The sequence below is a fragment of the Martinezella lusitana genome (genome assembly GCF_016901135.1).
Classification (GTDB): domain Bacteria; phylum Pseudomonadota; class Alphaproteobacteria; order Rhizobiales; family Rhizobiaceae; genus Rhizobium; species Rhizobium lusitanum_D.
This window is the reverse complement of sequence record NZ_JAFEVL010000048.1, coordinates 56,668-72,472: the sequence shown is the minus strand read 5'-3', so window position 1 is coordinate 72,472 and position 15,805 is coordinate 56,668. Positions and strand designations below refer to the sequence as shown.

The following is a 15,805-nucleotide window of genomic DNA, read 5'->3' as shown; positions in this document are numbered from 1 at the left end:
TTGCTATAGGCTGGCGTCAGGTGCAGGCGCCGGAGTTCATGCAAGAGCTTCGATAACGGGTAGGACTTCGACGAGAGTTTCGATGCTGTATTTCGGGAATGGCAATGTGTCCGGCCAAGAACTCCCCGCACTGTAAAATATGCCTGTCATTCCGGATGCTTCCGCACCCAGGACATCCGCCTGTGGGTTGTCACCGACGAAGATACAGTGCGCCGGGGTTACGCCCAGCCGTTCAGCGGCGTGCTGAAAAATTCGCGGATCTGGCTTCCGCAGCCCGACATCCTCCGAAATGACAACAAGATCGACGGCATCTTTGAGCCCGGTGATCTCAATTTTTGCTGATTGGACCCCGGCGTGACCGTTGCTGATGATGGCTGTCTTCAAACCACGTGCCCGTAGCACAATGAGCATTTCAAGGGCACCAACCGACAGCCTTGCGAAATGAGGATATCGCGTTTGAAAATCGGAAAGCAAACGAGCCCCGCAACGACTGCCCGCACCGAGCGTTGCCGCCAATCTCGGGTAGAGTCTGTGTTTGTCGACGAGACCTTCTTTCTCCAACGCAAAGAACGTTGCCTCGAAAGTCTGAAACGTTACGTCCTGCAGTTGATCCCCGAACCGCTTGAATTGATCCGGCAGGAACGCCTTTAGCGCCGCACGCCGGTCGATGAGGGTTTCATCAAGGTCAAACATCGCCGCTTCAATCAAGTCCGGCATCCTTCGTCACCTCATCGCACCGCGTTTTTAGATAAAGTGTATGACGCAGCTAAGAAATAGCCATCGCAATCGATAGCTGCCCGGTGCTGCGGCGTGAAGTCTGGAACCGCATGGCCGATATCAAGTCGGAGATTGAAGTGGTATGTGGCAATTCACATCCGCCCTCGTGGTTCGAGGCTTCGGCCTCACCGGCCTACGCACCTCACCATGAGGGCTAAGCTCCTGTGCAAGACTGCACCTTGAACCGGCTTTGTGCCACGACGTGCACTCCGTCCTCACCCTGAGGAGCGGAAGGCTCCGGAGCTTGTCGAAGGGGCTGGAGCCTCGAAGGGCGATGGCCGCCCCACACTCTCAGCAACAAAAAAGCCCCGCCGCGAACGGCAGGGCTCAATTTCATTCAGGAAGAAAATCCAATTATTCGGCGCTGTCTTCAGCAGCCTTCTTCTTCGGAGCGGCCTTCTTCTTCGGAGCGGCAGCTTCTTCGCCTTCGGCGGCAGCTTCGGTCGCTTCAGCCTTGGCGGCAGCCTTCTTCTTCGGAGCAGCCTTCTTGGCGGCCGGCTTGTCTTCGGCTTCGTCGTCGGCCAGCAGCGCTTCCTTGGAAACGGTCTTGTCCGTGACGTCGACTTCGGTCAGCAGGTGATCGATGACCTTCTCTTCGAAGATCGGCGCGCGCAGGTTGGCGGAGGCGCCGGGCGTGTTGCGGAAGAATTCCAGGATTTCCTTTTCCTGGCCCGGGAACTGCTGGAGCTGCGAGTAAAGTGCACGCTGCAGCTCGTCTTCGCTGACTTCGACGCCGGCCTTCTCGCCGATTTCGGAGAGAACGAGGCCGAGACGGACGCGACGCTCGGCAAGCTTGCGATATTCTTCGCGAGCCTTCTCCTCGGTCGTGTCTTCGTCTTCGAAGGTCTTGCCCGATTCACTGAGGTCGGTCTGGATCTGGCGCCAGATGCTGGCGAATTCAGCTTCGACCAGCTTCTGCGGCGTGTCGAACTGGTACATTTCGTCAAGCTGGTCAAGGATCTGACGCTTGACCTTCTGACGGGTAACCGAGCCGTACTGGCTTTCGATCTGGCCGCGAACGATTTCCTTCAGACGATCGGCCGATTCGAGGCCGAGCTTGGAGGCGAGTTCGTCGTTGATCTCGATTTCGCCGGCAGCTGCGACTTCCTTGACGTTGATGTCGAAGGTTGCTTCCTTGCCCGCGAGGTTCTTGGCCGGGTAGTCAGCCGGGAAGGTCACGTTGATGGTCTTCTCGTCGCCAGCCTTGACGCCGACGAGCTGCTCTTCGAAGCCCGGGATGAAGCGGTTGGAACCGAGAACGAGCTGTGCGTCTTCGTCCTTGCCGCCGTCGAAGGCTACGCCGTCAACCTTGCCGAGGTAATCGATGGTGACGCGGTCGCCGTCGGCGGCCTTGCCCTTCTTGGCTTCGTAGCTGCGAGCGCTTTCGGCGATCTTGAGGATCTGCTCGGTGACTTCGTCTTCGCCGATCTCAGCAACTTCGCGCGTGATCTTGATGCCCTTGACGGACTTCAGTTCGATTGCCGGGATGACTTCGTAGGACAGCGTGAATTCGAAATCAGCCTCGGCAGCGAGGATCTTCTCGGCTTCATCCTTGTCCTCGGTCATGGCGACTTCCGGCTGGGTTGCCGACTTTTCGCCGCGCTCGGTCAGGATCGCCGGCGGCTGGTCGCGAACGATCTCGTTGACGAGATCGGCCATGATCGACTTGCCGTAGACCTTCTTCAGATGCGCGACCGGCACCTTGCCCGGACGGAAGCCGTTGATGCGGACCTTGTCCTTGACCTCGGCCAGGCGCTCATTCATGCGCACTTCCATGTCCTTGGCCGGGATGACTACTTTGATTTCGCGCTTCAGCCCTTCAGCGAGCGTTTCGATAACCTGCATTGTCCTACCTTCATTCATGGCGGCCGTGCCCAGACAGCCGTTCGTTTCGATGAGCACGACGCCGGAAAATCCCGAGCGTGGCTTGGATGCAATTCCCTATCACTTTGCCAAGAGCGCCGCGCCTTCGAATGAACGCGCAAAAGGCCGCCCTATCTCGTTACGAGCCAAAGCATCTTATCCACTCCCTATCCGAAAGCGGGATGCTCTGGGCAAAATGGCGCGTCCTGCGGCATATCGGAAGACAGAGCTGTTCAGCCTCCCCCTGTCCACAAGACAGTCCTGGTGCGGGTAGAGAGACTTGAACTCCCACGCCTTGCGGCACCAGAACCTAAATCTGGCGTGTCTACCAATTTCACCATACCCGCGTTCCCAAAACCGCATGGCGATGCCTGCCCATGGGGCCTTCCGGAGCGCGGCGTCTCTATATCACCCGTTTCAAACCACGCAAAGGAAAAATGACGGTTCCACGACCATGCGCGAGCTTATCCGACTTCCACAGATAAACATCATCAATAAAGCGGCTCTTCGTAGGCGGATTTGCCGTCGAGAAGCAGGCTTCTGATATGGGCGGCGCCATCGTACGAGACGCGGGCCGCGATGGCGACGCGACTGTCGTTGCGCGCCTTCTCGATGTCGTGCCCCTCGCCTTCGGGCACGTAATAGCGCTCGATGCCGTATGTAACTGCGATCGTCGCCTGAGATGTGTCGGCCAAATCGCCATAGGACACATAATCGAAGGGGAGGCTTTTCAGCACGACCGTATCGGGCTTGGCGTCCAGCGTTGCGAAAGACGATTCGACAATGCCCCAGTAGCCGTCGTCCTGCTTCTTCAGGCGAACGGACAGGACCTGGTTGTTCAGGCTCTCCTTCGGCGGGCCGCCGACCAGCGTCGAGACTGGAACCCGCGAAATGTCATAGTTCAGGATGACATAGTCGCCGCGCAGAAGATCGCGCGGATCGACCGGCGCTGTCTTCAGGGTAACCTCGACGCCGCTTCGCAGTCCCCAGGCCCGCTCGCCGACCATGTAACCCAGAACGGCCGTCTGCAGGGCTGCGACGACGATAGCAGCGATCCACACTCGGCGGGCATTCCCGTTTGCAACGAGGCCCTTGTCAGCCAGATAAGTCATGCCCGCGTCCCCTGCCCGCCATCATCGGAAAATCGTCGTTCCAGCCGGATGACCAGCCAGGCGGCAAATGCCACCAGCAAACCGGCGACCAGGAAGAAGCCCGCGGTACCGATGATCGAGCCGATGGTCTCGCTGGCAAGATAGAGAATCTCGCAGGCGAAGACGAAATAGGCGAGATAGCGCACCGCGCCATTATCCCGGCCGCCAAGGGCGATCGCGATCACCGAGCTCGCCAGCGTCGCGGCAGCCACAATGATGAGCGGAAGCTTGTCTTCCACCCAGACATTATTGTCGAAGGATCCGTTGCTGATTTCCGCATGGACCAGAAAGAAGCCGATCGCGGCGACAAGAAAGGCGTAGAAGGCCGGTGCGGCACCGGCCGTCCGCGCAAGAGGCATGAACGGTGAGGCCGAGATGCTGACGACAAGAAAGGCCGCCATTCCGAGGGCGGCGAAAAGGATTGCGGCATTCAGGCTCTCATGCAGGCCAAAAAGCCAGGTCAGCCACCCAACAAGCATGAGATAGGCGAAATGCCGCGCGCTCGGCGCATCAACATACCTGACGAGCGCAATCAGAACAGCGGCCATCAGAGGCGGCACCCATGGCATGACGCCGTGCCACTGATCGAAATTGTCCCATAGATAGACGCCGCAAAATGCCCAGGCGAGGAAGCCGGCAAGCGCGACCTGTGCGCTCGATCGAAACAACGCCGCCGCGATGCAGGCCGCGGCGAACCAGACGATCATCATCGTCAGTTCATCGCCGGACATATTGTACATCTGGCCGACGAGCGCCATGGCGCCGCCGAAACTCAGCGTACCGAGGATCAGCAACCCCGAGGCCAGTATCGAACGCTTCTGGGCCAGCAGATAGGCGGCACCGAGATAGAAGCCCCATATCATTGCCACGAGCGCCGCGAGACGCACGATCCTCGGAATCGCTTCCCAATTCGCCGAAACGAAAAGCAGTATGGCCGAGCCAAGAAGCACGGCTGCTATGATGGTCAGCACCCGCCCCGCGCTGAAACTCGTCTGGCGGCCATCATATTCGCGCAGCACAGCCTGTGCCGCCGCCACATCGACAAGACCTTTGTCGACCCAGATCTTCAGATCCCGCTCCAGCCTGCCTCTGTACATCCCTGCTCCCCAACTGCGACTCCCCGCAAAAAGAAGAGTTACCACAAATCGGCATGCAATCGATGCCGGCGCGTATGCATTTGCGATCGACACTCTCCACGCGAATATGTCTCTCGTTAATACAGCATTAAGCGATCCTTTAGTATTATGTGGAGCGGTATCTTGGTACCAATGAAAGGCATGCGCAGAATACATACCTCCCATGAAATTATTGCGCTGCACAAAATCGAAAAATCATACTATTTATAAGTCAACAAACACGGCAATGGCGTGCCGGGCCGATGCAAATCGGAACAGCCTGAGGATCTAGATCCTGACACGGAATTCGGAGCCGCACACTCCTCCTCCCAGTGCGCTCCGATAGATTGACGACACTCCTCCTCCCAGTCGTCAATCATCACAAATGACGCCCACCGCACCTCCTCCCGCGGTGGGCGTTATTTTTTCTCCCCGATTAAATCGTTTAGTCACTGCTAAAACGGCGTTCGCGGCCCTGGGCGAGTTATCGACCGCCAAATCGCGGAGTGCCGGAAACACGGCAATCGCCGATATGAAGATCGCTCTTCGCCATCCCGCAAGATCCCTCTTGATCCCTCTTGATCCCTCTTGATCCCTCTTGATCCCCTCCAAAAGAGCAGGGCTGGCGGAAACATGGCCGAATGCGGGCAGTCGGCGGAATTCCCCACGGAAACCTCGGCTTTATTCGAAATCCGACCTCCCAAGCCATTCTCCACTTTGCCGCGATATGCACATAAAGCAGCCATCATCCTAGGCAGATCGCCTGCAAGACTTGCATAAACCGCATAGGTGGCATGAAGCATTCGCTCTTTTAGTTCTTGCGGTGCAGCATATATTGGGAAGCATCAGATCAAGGACGGAACCAATTACGGGGCCGCGAGATCTTCAAATCCTCGAAAGGGACTTAAAATGAACCTGACCCGCTCTTTCAACAACTGGCGCAAGTATCGTCAGACCGTTACCGAACTCGGCCGCATGAGCTCGCGTGAACTGCACGACCTCGGCATCGACCGCGCCGACATTCATCGCGTTGCCCGCGAAGCCACCGGCCGCTAATCGCCGGATAGGCTTCGCCCAATAGCGAGAGCCTTCTCAACGCCCGTTGCGGACACCGCGACGGGCGTTCTTTTTGTGCCCGCTTCGCATTGCAGCATCGACCCGCCCGTCTGAAGCTATTCGCCCTGTGCACAGCATATAAAATTTAGGCATTGATGGCTTTTTGGGCGTCACATTGCACAAATGCATGGCAGACGCCTTTTATTTGCACTGCACAAAGCACGTCGTCGCGCCTATATAGAGTGCAAGCGCTGAGGCGGTAATCGTACCGCTCGCAACCAAGACACTGAGGACAAGATCATGAACCCGCTTCGCATTGCCAAGAACTGGATCAGCTACCGCCGCACTCTGAACGAACTCGGCAACCTTTCCAGCCAGACCCTGTCGGACATCGGCGTCAGCCGCTACGAGATCCGCGACATCGCTTCCCGCTCCTTCCGTTAATCGATACGGACCGAGTAGACTGCTTCAAGACGGCGCCTTCGGCGCCGTTTTTGATTCCCGCACTGTTTTTGATTTCGGCATTTGCGCAAAGCAATTGGATCGCCGCCCGCCCCGTGATAATGACGCGCATGACACAGACCAATTCCCACTCCCCCATCCACGTCATCGGCGGCGGCCTGGCCGGCTCGGAAGCCGCATGGCAGATCGCCAATGCCGGCGTGCCCGTCATCCTGCATGAGATGCGCGGCGTGCGCGGCACCGAAGCGCACAAGACCGATGATCTGGCGGAACTCGTCTGTTCCAACTCCTTCCGCTCCGATGACGCGACCAGCAATGCTGTCGGCGTCATCCATGCGGAAATGCGCCTGGCCGGTTCGTTGATCATGGCCTGTGCCGACAAGCATCAGGTTCCAGCCGGCGGCGCGCTGGCGGTGGACCGCGACGGATTTTCGGCAGCAGTCACACAGGCGGTCCAAAGCCATCCGTTGATTACGGTCGTCCGCGAGGAAATCCGGGGCTTGCCGCCGAAGGAATGGGGTCAGGCGATCATCGCCACCGGCCCGCTGACCGCCCCCGGGCTTGCCAGCGCCATCCAGGCCGAAACCGGGGCAGATGCGCTGGCCTTTTTCGACGCCATCGCCCCGATCGTCTATCGCGACAGCATCGACATGGATATTTGCTGGTACCAGTCGCGCTACGACAAGGTCGGGCCGGGCGGCACGGGCAAGGACTATATCAACTGCCCGATGGACCTAGCCCAGTACAATGCCTTCCTTGATGCGCTGATCGCCGGCGACGCCGTCGGCTTCAAGGAATGGGAAGGCACCCCTTATTTCGACGGCTGCCTGCCGATCGAGGTGATGGCCGAGCGCGGACGTGAAACGCTGCGTCACGGGCCGATGAAGCCGATGGGGCTGACCAACGCCCATAACCCGACCGTTAAGGCCTATGCGGTGGTGCAGCTGCGCCAGGACAATGCGCTCGGCACGCTCTACAATATGGTCGGCTTCCAGACGAAGCTGAAATACGGCGCACAGGCGGAGATCTTCCGCCTGATCCCGGGCCTGGAGAATGCTGAATTTGCAAGGCTCGGCGGCCTGCACCGCAACACCTATATCAATTCGCCGACCCTGCTCGACCGCTCATTGACGCTGAAGTCTCGGCCAGGCCTGCGCTTCGCCGGCCAGATTACCGGCTGCGAAGGCTATGTCGAAAGCGCCAGCATCGGGCTGCTCGCCGGCCGTTTCGCTGCCGCGGAACGCAAGGGGGAAGCACCGTCCCTGCCGCCGGCTACGACGGCTCTCGGATCGCTGCTCAGCCACATCACGGGCGGGCACATCGTGTCCGACGAGGAGCCGGGCAAGCGGTCATTCCAGCCGATGAACATCAATTTCGGGCTCTTCCCGGAACTGGAGCCGGGTTCGATCGTCAAGCCGGAGGGCATCAAGCGCTTTCGCGGCAAGGACAAGACCATCATGAAGCGCCAGCTTATCGCCAGACGCGCGCTTGCCGATTGCGCGGGATGGCTGGGCGTGCAGGCGCCGATGCTCGCCGAAAGTGCCTGAGATGTCTCAGGCCCTTGCCGGCGGTTTCAATTGGGCCGGCCTAGCCTCGTCGCCGGCGACATAGTTGCCGAGCAGCCAGAGAGAGACTTCCGCCGCTTCGGCTGGCGTTGCAAACTCGAACGTGCCGTTGTGATGGGGAGCATCGAGGAAATCGACCGTCAGGCCGCGACCGGTGCCCGAATCCTTGGCACGCGCGCGACCGGGCTCGATCAGGTGGACGCTGAAATGATTGTGCAGGCTGCGCATGAAGCCGGCCTTGTCGTCATGCAGGCGAACGAACATCGCCTGGCCATTCGCTGTGGTCTGCAATTGTCGGATTGCCTCGGTCGGAAAGGCACGACCGAATTCGAGGATGGCAAGGCCGGTATCGTGCAGACCGTCTTCCTTGTTCTGCGATGCCATACGCGTGGCGAAGTAGGCAAAAAAGACGACGATCGCGAAAAGTATGCACCAGACGACAATGCCCACGGCAGCTCCCCCTGAAATATAAATCAAGTGCCCGCCCATCTCCATAAACGCCGAGACTTGCGCGAGCGTGATGTATTTTAGATTTTCTTTGTGATTGATGCCAGCGCCATGCGCATCTGCCGGCGCCATTGCGGCAGCACCAGGGAGCGATCAAACAGGCCGGATCCGAACCTCTGTGCCTTCTTCAAGACCGGCTCCGCGAGGGTTGCCGGCAGAAAGGCCGGAAACACTGCTGGCGGTATGGCGCCCGCCGCCCTCGCCTTGGCCAGATGCTCGCGACCAAGGCCGGCAAATGCTTCGATCGCGGCTGAAATACGCGCTTTGTCCTCGCCTGCGAGGAAAGTGTTGCGATCAAGGCCCGTCGCGGTCAGGATTTCGAGCGGCAGGTAAAGCTGACCGCGATGGCAGTGCAGCGGCATCAACAACAGCAGCCCGGCAATCGCCTGCGCGACGCCGGCATGACCGGCCGCATCGGCCGAACGCTTCGCCTCCTCGGGCGACAAGACCAGGCTTGCGAGCTGGATGAGGGCCGAGGCGGTCTCGCCGGCATAGCCCTCCAAAGTGGCGCGCGTCTCCATCGGATCGTCATAAAGGTCGAAGATGCGCGCATCGACCATGTCGATCAGCGTCTGGCGCGGCAGGCGGTGCTGCTCGATCGCAATCAAAAGCTCCGAGGCGATCGGATTGGCCTCGCTCGATCCGTGAGCCTGCCCTTCGAGAAGATCGCGCCAATACTGCATGCGCACTTCGCCGGGCAGCGGCTCGTGCACGAGATCGCGCACCCGCGCCAGCTCGGCATTGAAGGCATAGAGCGCGGCAAGTGCTGGGCGTTTCTCTTCCGGTGCCAGCAGGCAGGCAAGGTAGCGATCGCGATCGGTATCGCGAAGCGTCGCGAGGCAGATATCCCGATTGCCACGGGGCGCAGCTGATGTCGTCATGCTCACGATCCGGACGTCAAACGGCGATCAGCGCCGCGGCCACCGCACGCGACTCGGACAGCATGATATTGAAGGTGCGAACCGCCGCCCCCGTGCTCATCGGGTCGGAAGAAATCTGCCTGGCGCGCAGGGCTGCCTTCAGATCGGCCGGCAACGGCCGCAATTCCATGCCGGTGCCGACAAGCAGCACTTCGATCTGCGCGGCCTCGTCCAGCACCTTCTGGAAACGGTCCGGCGTCAGCGCGTCCCCCAGCAGCATGTCCCAGCCATAGATGCCCGAGGGCAGGCAAAGCAGCGAGCCGCGATGCGACATGTCGGCAAAGCGGAAGCCGCCGTTGCCGTATGCGTCGATCGGTGCGCGCCCCGGAAAATGCGCGCTACGGATTTCTATACCTTTTGCCAATGTATCACACCGCTGGTTTGCCTGACTGGATGTCGCCGGCCGCAGGCCCATTGCTTTCGCTGCCGGTCTGGAACTTGTCCGGACGCAGCTTGAACAGGATCAGCACGGGCGCCGCAATATAAATCGACGAGAAAGTTCCGACCGCGACGCCGAAAAGCAGCACGAAGGTGAAGGCACGGATCACCTCCCCGCCGAATATATAAAGCGCGAGCAGCGCCACAAGCGTCGTCGCCGATGTCAGAATGGTCCGCGATAATGTCTGATTGATGGAGGCATCGATCAGGATCGGCAAGGGCATTTGCGGATAGCGCCTGAGATTCTCGCGCATGCGGTCATAGACGACCACGGTATCGTTCAGCGAATAGCCGACAATGGTCAAAATCGCGGCGATCCCCGTCATGTTGAATTCCATGCCGGTGAGGACGAACAGGCCGAGCGTCAGGATGACGTCATGCAACGTCGCGATGATCGCGCCGACTGCAAACTGCCACTCGAAGCGCAGCCATATATAGACGAGAATGGCAATCAGCGCCGCCAGTACGGCAAGCGAGGCCGTCATGGTGATTTCACCGGACACGGCAGGGCCGACCACTTCGACGCGGGAGAAGTCGTAATCCTTGCCCAGTTCATCCCGGACAAGTGTCACGGCGGACTGCTCCGCATTTTCGCCGCCCTCCTGCGCGTGCACGCGGATCAACGCACTCAGCCGATCGTCAAGCCGCTCGACCCGCACGTCGCCCGGAATCGCGTCCTGCAGGCGCGATTGAATATTCGCCAGATCGGCGACACCCTGCTTGGCGCGAACCTCGACGATCGAGCCGCCGGCAAAATCGACGCCGAGATGCATGCCGACCGTCGCAAAAGCCAGAAGCGTGACCACCGACAGGGCCGCCGATACCGTGAACGTGTAGCGGCGAATGCCCATGAAACGGATATTGGCGTTATCGAAAATGCCGCTTCGCACGCCGACCAGCAAGGTGCGCGGCTTGCGGCGCGATATCCACATGGTGATGAGGGAACGCGTTACGAAGCAGGACGTGAAGAAGGTGGTGAAAACGCCGACAATCAGGGTCGCGGCAAAGCCGCGTACGGCGCCGCTGCTCGCATAGAAAAGAATGGCCGCAACGATGAGCACGGTCAGGTTGGCGTCGGCCACGGTGGCGGCGGCCCTATTGAAGCCGTGGCGCAGCGCATCGACGAGAAGATGCGTTTTCTTTTCCTCCTCGCGCACGCGCTCATAGATCAGCACCACCGCATCCAATCCGATACCGATGGTAAGCACGATGGCGGCAACGCCCGGCAATGTCAGCGTGATGCCGAACAATCCCATGATCGCCACCACCATGATGATGTTGATGACAAGCGCGATCGTCGCCACAATACCGAGGATACGATAGAAGCCGATCATGAGCACGGCGACGAAGATTGCGGCGGCGATGCAGGCCAGGATGCCGTAGCGCGTCGTGTCGTTGCCGAGGCCGGGCTGGATCGTCCGCTCCTCGACCGGCGTCATTGTTGCCGGCAGCGGTCCGCTCTTGAGCATGACGGCCAGATCCTGCGCCCCTTGAGCGGTAAAATCCCCGGGGATATCGATTTCCCCGGTGGCGATCACCGTCTTCAAGGTGGCAGCGGAGATGACCTGATCGTCGAACACGACGACGATGATCTTGCCGAGATTGCTTGCGGTCGATTGCGCGAAGCGGCTGGTCGCCTCCTGCGTCAGCTTGACCGAGATCGTACCGTCATTGTTCTGGCTGTTGACGGCGGATAAGGCGTCGGCGAAGTCGACATTCGAGAGCAAAGGCTGCCTTTGCACGAGATAGCCGACCGGCGGATCGTCTTCGGAAAACAGCACGTCCGACCCGGCGGGCGGGCGACCATTCATGGCGTCCTGAACCGACATCGATTGATCGATAAGGCGGAAACTGAGCTTGGCAGGCTGGCTCAGAAGGTTCTTCAACCGTTGCGGATCAGCAAGATCAGGCACCTGCACGAGAATGCGATCGGCACCCTGCCTGCGGATCAGGGGTTCGCCCACACCGAGCTGCGCGATGCGGCTGCGAATGATCCTGAGCGCCCGCGCGACTGCCGAAGACACATGATTATCGATATCGGCATCGGTAATATTAAGCGTCATCGCTCCGTTGTCGCCCTGGGAAAGCACGACAGCCGGCCTGTCCGAACCAGAGGTGAGCGGTTTCAATGCATTGACCGCGGGCTGAATCTGCGCGGGATCGTTGATGCGGAGCTGAATCTTGCGGCCGGTTCCGGTGAGGCCGGAATAGGCAATGTTCATCGTGCGGAGCCGGGTGGCAATGTCGCCGACGATCGTTTCCAGGCGATCCCTTTCGACATCGTCCCGCTCGATCTTCAGCAGGAGATGGGAACCGCCGCGAAGATCGAGCCCCAGCTCGATCTTTCTATGCGCCAGCCAGGCCGGAAGAGAGGAAAGCGCACGCTCACCGAGCAGGTTCGGCGCGGCAAGAAGAACGCTCGCGAGGACGGCGAACCAGATCAGGGTGGTCTTCCACCAGGAGACGTGCAGCATCGCTCTCTCGAGTTTGGGCTTCTCTACTGCGCCCCGCTTTCCATAGGGATTGCTAAGGGCGCAGTAACACCTTGAATTTGTGCACAGTCCTTCAAGAAAGTCGATCCCGATTTTCGAGGACGCGCACCGGCCAGGCGAGCTGCCTGCACACGAGAAGCTTACGCCGCGTCGGCCTTGACGGGCTCACCCTTGACGCGAACTTCCGAAATGGCGCTGCGGACGACGCGGATGCGCACGCCTTCGGCAATCTCGACTTCGAGTTCCTTGTCGTCGATGACCTTGGTAACCTTGCCGACAATGCCGCTGGTGACGATCTGATCGCCGCGGCGAATGTTCTTCAGGATCTCGTCGCGCTTCTTTGCCTGGGCACGCTGCGGACGAATGAGAAGGAAATACCAAACGACCATCAGTGGTACAAACAGGATGATCATTTCAAAGCCGGAACCGCCGAAGGCACTCGCGACCGAATCTGTCGCGCTCTGCGCATATGCGTTGGTGATAAACATCAAAAACTCCCTTGAACTCCTTGCGGGGACGGGGCCCGCGTCAGGTGGCCGGAATATAGTTAGGCGCATGGCGATTGCAACAAAAACAGCCACGAACCGTACCGTTTTCCCGGTCTCTTAGCCTTTCAGCCCCGGAAGGAGCATGATACCCGGCAATACAGCGCGCGCATTTTACGACTTTCTTGACCAATATTCAGGAGGAAAACGGTGAGTGAAGACCAAAACGCCCTGATCCTTGCGGAAGTCCGCCGCCTTGCCGACGCGCTCGAACGTCTGGCCGGGCCGGCTCCGGCAATCAACGACTGGAATGCTGCCGACTGCTTCGTCTGGGCTCCTGCCCGGCTGCATCTGCAACCCGTTGCGCGGCCGAACCGCGTGGCGCTTAGCCTCATTCGCGGCGTCGATCACGTGCGCGATATTCTTCACGAGAACACATTGCGCTTCGCGGACGGCTTTGCTGCCAACAACGTCCTGCTCTGGGGCGCGCGCGGCATGGGCAAGTCCTCGCTCGTCAAGGCAGTGCACGAGGATGTGCGCCGCGCCACCGGCATCTCGCTGAAGCTGATCGAAGTGCATCGTGAGGATATTTCGTCGCTACCGGTGCTGCTGGACATTCTGAAGGCGACGCCGCATCGCATCATCCTCTTCTGCGACGACCTGTCCTTCGATCATGACGATACTGCCTACAAGTCGCTGAAGGCCGCACTTGACGGCGGTGTTGAAGGGCGGCCCGACAATGTGCTGTTCTATGCCACATCAAACCGACGCCATCTGCTGCCGCGTCACATGATGGAGAACGAACAGTCGACGGCGATCAATCCATCCGAAGCCGTGGAGGAAAAGGTTTCGCTTTCCGATCGCTTCGGTCTCTGGCTCGGCTTCCACAAGTGCAGCCAGGAAGATTATCTGCAGATGATCGACGCCTATGCCGATCACTTCAAGTTCGACCTGGATCGTTCCCAGATGCACCACGAGGCTTTGGAATGGGCGACGACGCGCGGCGCGCGGTCCGGTCGCGTCGCCTGGCAATATATCCAGGATCTGGCCGGACGGTTGCGCATCGTGCTCAAGCGGGACTGATCCGAGATATTAAGGCCCTCGAACGACAAAAAGCCCGGTGATAGCCGGGCTTTTTGCAGACTCCTTGAGACGCACTACCTACTCAAGGAACGTCATTGGGTTGACCGGAGCCGAATTCTTGCGAACTTCGAAGTGCATTTGCGGCTGGGTGACGTTGCCGCTCATGCCCGACGTTGCGAGCGTCTGGCCGCGCTGGACCTTCTGCCCGCGCGTGACGCTGAGCGCGTCGGCGTGGCCATAGACAGTCACCGTACCGTCGTCGTGGCGGATGAGAACCGTATTGCCGAGCTCCTTCAGGCCGTTGCCGGCATAGATGACGACGCCATTCTCGGCCGCTTTGATCGGCGTTCCCTCAGGAACGGAGATGTCGATACCGTCGTTACGGCTGCCGTTGACGTTGGCGCCGTAGCCGGCAATGACCGCACCGCGAACCGGCCAGCGATATTTGCCGATGCCGCTTGCTTCCGGCGCGTCGGCCTGTGCATCGGACTTGGCGGCGTCGTTGATTGCCTGGCTCGGAGGCGCGGAAGCAACCACCTGCGGCTTGGCGGCATCGGGTGCCGCATCGGCGTGGGCGACGGCCTTCGGCGCCTGCTTTGCCACCGGCTCCGCTGCGGCCTGCTTCGGCTCGGCCGTCGGGATCGCGGTCGGCTTTGCCGAAACCTTCTGCGGCTCGATCGACGCAGTCTTAACGGGGTCGGCAGCAAGCGCTCCATGCGGCAGCGTCAATGCCTGGCCGATGCGAATACCATCGCCGGCCTGCATGCCATTTGCCCGCTTGAGCTCGGCGACGGTAACGCCGCTCTCCTTCGCAATCCTGGCCAGCGAATCACCCGGCTTGACGACATAGGTGCCCTTCGGCGTCGGTCCCTTGCCGTTGCCGGCAGCGAGCTTGTTGGGATCGGCAAGGCCTGCCTGAGACTTGCCGCGCATCTGGCCGTTGGACGGCAGCGCAAGGGCCTCCTGCTGCGGCGCCTTCGCCGGACCCGGCATCTTGCCACCCTTGGAAAGATCGGTCGCCTCCGAGGCCATCTTGGCGGGGCTCGAGGCGCCGGCGCCATTCATGGTCGGTATGATGATCTGCTGGCCGGGCTGAGCGCCGGCGCCATTACGCAAGCCATTGGCGCGCAGGATTTCCTTTTCCGGGACGCCATAGCGGCGGGACAGCAGCGCAATGTTCTCACCCGGATGCAACGTCACGCTCGGAGCATTGACAGCAGTCCAACCCGAGGACGGCTGAGGAGCCGAAGCGGTCTTGATCGTGCCTGTCGACAATGTGTCCGGAGCGAGAGCCGGCCCGGCGCGAGAGCCATCATTCCTGCGCGATGACGGGAACGGCTGGGCGAGCGCTTCGTTTTCCGCTCTGGGTGCCGCATGCGGGCGCGTCATGTCGGCAGATGCACCGGGAGGCGCCAGATCGGAACGCTGGATCGCGACGGGTGCCGTGGACACGCGAGCACTGGAATAGGATGGGTTATAGCGAGCCGGCGAATTCGGGTAGGGTTGCGTTACCGGTGTGCTCGACTGCGAATAATCCTGTTGGCCATAGCCAACCGCCTGGGCGACATCGGCTCGCGGCACCGGATCGCCATCCGGACCGTTCAGACTGCGCCGGTTGATAGAACCGGTCGTCACGTTATCCGTGTTCTTGGAGAAGAGCCCGCTGAAGCGGGTCGTGTCTGAACTACAAGCCGTTGCAGTGCTCGCCAGGAGGATTGCCACCAGGACTTTCCCTGCCGATTTACCGAAGTTTGAAGAAAGACTGAAACCCATGACTCAACCCACTTAAGACGCAACCGATTATGGGTCGATTAAAGCGCGTTAATCTTACCATGCGGTTAAAGCACTGGTGCGGCATGTGTTTTTTTGAGGAATTGCTAACCATAGAAAA

Annotated in this window: 14 protein-coding genes and 1 tRNA gene; 4 read left to right on the top strand and 11 right to left on the bottom strand. The window is 60.0% G+C overall.

Annotation, left to right across the window (positions count from 1 at the left end):
* Positions 1–36 precede the first annotated feature (36 nt).
* The 5 genes from JTP94_RS21145 to JTP94_RS21125 all read right to left on the bottom strand — a co-directional run bounded on the left by JTP94_RS21145 (position 37) and on the right by JTP94_RS21125 (position 4,888).
* Positions 37–717 carry an HAD family hydrolase gene (locus JTP94_RS21145; protein ID WP_204852446.1) on the bottom strand — a complete coding sequence of 227 codons (681 nt, stop codon included), beginning with the start codon at positions 715–717 and terminating at the stop codon, positions 37–39.
* A 414-nt stretch (positions 718–1,131) separates the two neighbouring features.
* Positions 1,132–2,622: a trigger factor gene (tig, locus tag JTP94_RS21140; RefSeq protein WP_204852445.1), complete on the bottom strand. Its 1,491-nt coding sequence runs from the start codon at positions 2,620–2,622 to the stop codon at positions 1,132–1,134.
* A gap of 280 nt (positions 2,623–2,902) precedes the next feature.
* A tRNA-Leu gene (locus JTP94_RS21135) sits at positions 2,903–2,987 on the bottom strand.
* A gap of 144 nt (positions 2,988–3,131) precedes the next feature.
* The gene (locus JTP94_RS21130) at positions 3,132–3,752 is read right to left on the bottom strand and encodes a GDYXXLXY domain-containing protein (protein ID WP_204852444.1); all 621 of its coding nucleotides are present in this window, start codon (positions 3,750–3,752) and stop codon (positions 3,132–3,134) included.
* A complete protein-coding gene (locus JTP94_RS21125; protein WP_204852443.1) occupies positions 3,749–4,888 on the bottom strand; it encodes a DUF2157 domain-containing protein in 1,140 nt (379 codons plus the stop codon). Before JTP94_RS21125 ends, JTP94_RS21130 begins: the two co-directional genes overlap by 4 nt.
* A gap of 927 nt (positions 4,889–5,815) precedes the next feature.
* On the opposite strand from JTP94_RS21125, the gene JTP94_RS21120 reads away from it, so the two are divergent.
* The 3 genes from JTP94_RS21120 (at position 5,816) to trmFO (ending at position 7,971) form a co-directional block, all read left to right on the top strand.
* Positions 5,816–5,962 carry a DUF1127 domain-containing protein gene (locus JTP94_RS21120; protein ID WP_080739469.1) on the top strand — a complete coding sequence of 49 codons (147 nt, stop codon included), beginning with the start codon at positions 5,816–5,818 and terminating at the stop codon, positions 5,960–5,962.
* A 300-nt stretch (positions 5,963–6,262) separates the two neighbouring features.
* Positions 6,263–6,406 carry a DUF1127 domain-containing protein gene (locus JTP94_RS36065; protein ID WP_080739470.1) on the top strand — a complete coding sequence of 48 codons (144 nt, stop codon included), beginning with the start codon at positions 6,263–6,265 and terminating at the stop codon, positions 6,404–6,406.
* 128 nt (positions 6,407–6,534) lie between these two features.
* On the top strand, positions 6,535–7,971 hold the full coding sequence (gene trmFO / locus JTP94_RS21110) for a methylenetetrahydrofolate--tRNA-(uracil(54)-C(5))-methyltransferase (FADH(2)-oxidizing) TrmFO (protein WP_204852442.1): 1,437 nt from the start codon (positions 6,535–6,537) through the stop codon (positions 7,969–7,971).
* Positions 7,972–7,977: 6 nt separating this feature from the next.
* Here trmFO and JTP94_RS21105 read toward each other — a convergent pair whose 3' ends face one another.
* The 5 genes from JTP94_RS21105 to yajC form a co-directional block, all read right to left on the bottom strand.
* Positions 7,978–8,439: a hypothetical protein gene (locus JTP94_RS21105; protein WP_204852441.1), complete on the bottom strand. Its 462-nt coding sequence runs from the start codon at positions 8,437–8,439 to the stop codon at positions 7,978–7,980.
* Positions 8,440–8,516: 77 nt separating this feature from the next.
* Positions 8,517–9,377: a phytoene/squalene synthase family protein gene (locus JTP94_RS21100; protein ID WP_204852440.1), complete on the bottom strand. Its 861-nt coding sequence runs from the start codon at positions 9,375–9,377 to the stop codon at positions 8,517–8,519.
* A 16-nt stretch (positions 9,378–9,393) separates the two neighbouring features.
* Positions 9,394–9,780 (bottom strand): Mth938-like domain-containing protein, encoded by a 387-nt coding sequence (locus JTP94_RS21095; protein WP_204852439.1) that lies wholly within the window; start codon positions 9,778–9,780, stop codon positions 9,394–9,396.
* 4 nt (positions 9,781–9,784) lie between these two features.
* Complete coding sequence (gene secDF, locus JTP94_RS21090) at positions 9,785–12,328, bottom strand: protein translocase subunit SecDF (RefSeq protein ID WP_204852438.1); 2,544 nt, start codon at positions 12,326–12,328, stop codon at positions 9,785–9,787.
* Positions 12,329–12,486: 158 nt separating this feature from the next.
* Positions 12,487–12,834, bottom strand: a complete 348-nt coding sequence (gene yajC / locus JTP94_RS21085) for a preprotein translocase subunit YajC (protein WP_034505224.1) — start codon at positions 12,832–12,834, stop codon at positions 12,487–12,489.
* A 207-nt stretch (positions 12,835–13,041) separates the two neighbouring features.
* Here yajC and JTP94_RS21080 point away from each other — a divergent pair, with 207 nt between their 5' ends.
* Positions 13,042–13,914: an ATP-binding protein gene (locus JTP94_RS21080; protein ID WP_204852437.1), complete on the top strand. Its 873-nt coding sequence runs from the start codon at positions 13,042–13,044 to the stop codon at positions 13,912–13,914.
* 78 nt (positions 13,915–13,992) lie between these two features.
* Here JTP94_RS21080 and JTP94_RS21075 read toward each other — a convergent pair whose 3' ends face one another.
* Positions 13,993–15,687, bottom strand: coding sequence for a LysM peptidoglycan-binding domain-containing M23 family metallopeptidase (locus JTP94_RS21075; protein WP_204852436.1), 1,695 nt, complete (start codon positions 15,685–15,687; stop codon positions 13,993–13,995).
* Positions 15,688–15,805: the final 118 nt, after the last annotated feature.

What these genes read in the sequence shown, in the direction of transcription:
- tig (WP_204852445.1), bottom strand. Translation starts at nt 2,622, where the DNA reads ATGCAGGTTATCGAAACGCTCGCTGAAGGGCTGAAGCGCGAAATCAAA.
- JTP94_RS21130 (WP_204852444.1), bottom strand. Translation starts at nt 3,752, where the DNA reads ATGACTTATCTGGCTGACAAGGGCCTCGTTGCAAACGGGAATGCCCGC.
- JTP94_RS36065 (WP_080739470.1), top strand. Translation starts at nt 6,263, where the DNA reads ATGAACCCGCTTCGCATTGCCAAGAACTGGATCAGCTACCGCCGCACT.
- JTP94_RS21125 (WP_204852443.1), bottom strand. Translation starts at nt 4,888, where the DNA reads ATGTACAGAGGCAGGCTGGAGCGGGATCTGAAGATCTGGGTCGACAAA.
- trmFO (WP_204852442.1), top strand. Translation starts at nt 6,535, where the DNA reads ATGACACAGACCAATTCCCACTCCCCCATCCACGTCATCGGCGGCGGC.
- JTP94_RS21145 (WP_204852446.1), bottom strand. Translation starts at nt 717, where the DNA reads ATGCCGGACTTGATTGAAGCGGCGATGTTTGACCTTGATGAAACCCTC.
- JTP94_RS21120 (WP_080739469.1), top strand. Translation starts at nt 5,816, where the DNA reads ATGAACCTGACCCGCTCTTTCAACAACTGGCGCAAGTATCGTCAGACC.
- JTP94_RS21100 (WP_204852440.1), bottom strand. Translation starts at nt 9,377, where the DNA reads ATGACGACATCAGCTGCGCCCCGTGGCAATCGGGATATCTGCCTCGCG.
- JTP94_RS21075 (WP_204852436.1), bottom strand. Translation starts at nt 15,687, where the DNA reads ATGGGTTTCAGTCTTTCTTCAAACTTCGGTAAATCGGCAGGGAAAGTC.
- secDF (WP_204852438.1), bottom strand. Translation starts at nt 12,328, where the DNA reads ATGCTGCACGTCTCCTGGTGGAAGACCACCCTGATCTGGTTCGCCGTC.
- yajC (WP_034505224.1), bottom strand. Translation starts at nt 12,834, where the DNA reads ATGTTTATCACCAACGCATATGCGCAGAGCGCGACAGATTCGGTCGCG.